Below are 1,948 nucleotides of genomic sequence, written 5' to 3' on the forward strand. Positions count from 1 at the left end.
CCCTGCAGGCGATCACCCATGCCTTCCAGAAGCATTATCAGGAAACGCTCGGCGTGGAGGTTGGCTTCGCTCATGTCCTGCGCCTGCTGATGATCCATCTGCCCGGCCTGTGGCGGCGACTCGCCTTCCTCGACACGCCTGGCTACAGCAAGGCCGACCGCAATGACGCCGTACATAGTGATGCATGGATCGCCCAGCGCCAGCTCGCCGAAGCCGACCATGTGATCTGGCTGCTCAGTGCCAAGAACGGCTCGATCCGCCGCGACGACCTGGAGTTCCTGCGTACCCTCAACCATCCCAAGCCGATCTTCTTCGTGGTCACCCAGGCGGATCTGGTCGGTCGCTCGCGCATCCAGGCAATCCTCGACAGCACTGCTCAAGCACTCGACGACGCCCACATCGACCGGGCCGGACTGATGGCCTGGGCTGCCCCGCTGGGCAAACTCAATGGCCAGCACATTGCCGGAGATGATGCACGCGCCTGGCTGGACACGCTCAACCGCCAGCCAAAGCGAACCCAGAAGCGCCTGGCCTGCGCGCGAGTGCTGGACGCCATCATCGCTCACAACATTAATGCGACGGCCACCAACCGTGAGCTGCTGTCAGCCATGAACGAGCTGCTGCCCATCGCCGACAGCCTGGCCGAAAAGCGACGCGAAGTGATCAAGCAGCAGATCGAACGCCTGCGCAATGACCAGCGCCGACTCAACGAGCTGGTCGGTGCCTTTGGCGAGCTCAAGCAGGAAATGCTTGAGACAATCACCCTCATTGTCGGCGGTGTGGCCGAAGACGAAGAGGTACGACGCAGCCACGAGTTGATCTACAGATTCCGGCGCACATGGCTCAATCGCCCGCTGACCATCGGTGAGCAGTTCGAGATCAGAGTGCTGACGGTCAAGCCGGAGATGAAAAAGATTATCGTAGAGTTCGGCAATGGCATTGCCTCCACCGGGCTAAGCTTCGGCATGATCCGAGGCGGCTTGCGCATTGACCCGCTGGTACTGGTCAAGGGCAGTCTGCTGCACGGCGAAGTTCGTGTTGTGGATGATGAGTTTGTCACCCTGGCGATCAGCAATCCGCACGCAGCAACATGAGCACTTGGCCTGCGACCTGAGAAGGTCGCAGGCGATGCAGGCTCGACTGCAGCATATGACGTCCCTTTGCGTGCCGAAGAGCACTCAAAAGCGTCGCAGTCGCGCCAGCCATTCAGCCACTGTGCGATCGATAACGTCCGCTCGCCGATGACTCAACGCCTCGCTACCGCATTTGGGGCAGCGAGCGAACCAGTCACCGGGCCCCAATGCATCGCTACGTGGCGCTACAGTTTTTTTCCAACCACACTCATCACAAACAAAAGTGAAAGGTTTGGGTTTGATCGGCATCGCGGCTCTCCTGAACATTTATCCACAGACCTCTCCTTCAGCGCTCTCACCCAAAGGGATACGCCAGCTCGATCTGCAGATCGAACTCTCCGCCATACCCACAGTACTCACGCGGAACGCGATCAATGTCCTCCGCGATTTGCACAATTACTTCGCGCAACTCCAATTGCTCGAACCACCGGGCAGGAATCGCCGCAGCACCATACTGAGCACCCAACAAGTGTCCGGCGATGAGCCCGGTGCTGTCGCTATCGCCACTGTGATTCACCGCCGTGATCACGCCCTCTTCGAACGAACGCGCTGCCAGGGCGCACCACAAGCCGATAGCCAGCATTTCTTCGGCGACCCATCCGCCACCGAGCTCGTCTATTCGTTGCGGCGTGGGCTGGTAGCCCTCGTAAAAGTAGAAAAGTACGCGCTCAATGAGGCTCCGTGTTTCTTCCATACCCGGCGTTTGTCCATATTTGGCCAAGCTCTGAGTAACCGCGTGCTCCAAGCTATCTTGCCGATCGACAATGCGCTGGAGAATATCGGCAAACAACCCGGCCGCCAGGTAGCCCGTAGGA

Annotated in this window: 2 protein-coding genes; one reads left to right on the forward strand and one right to left on the reverse strand. The window is 59.4% G+C overall.

Annotated elements, in window-relative coordinates:
* On the forward strand, positions 1 to 1,094 hold a 1,094-nt coding region (locus tag AC1DRJ_RS25840), incomplete at its 5' end, for a GTPase family protein (protein ID WP_477804653.1).
* 334 nt (positions 1,095 to 1,428) lie between these two features.
* Here AC1DRJ_RS25840 and AC1DRJ_RS25845 read toward each other — a convergent pair.
* The coding region (locus tag AC1DRJ_RS25845) for an ADP-ribosylglycohydrolase family protein (RefSeq protein ID WP_477804654.1) at positions 1,429 to 1,948 on the reverse strand (520 nt) is incomplete at its 5' end.

The organism is Pseudomonas sp. P5_B2, assembly GCF_056400445.1.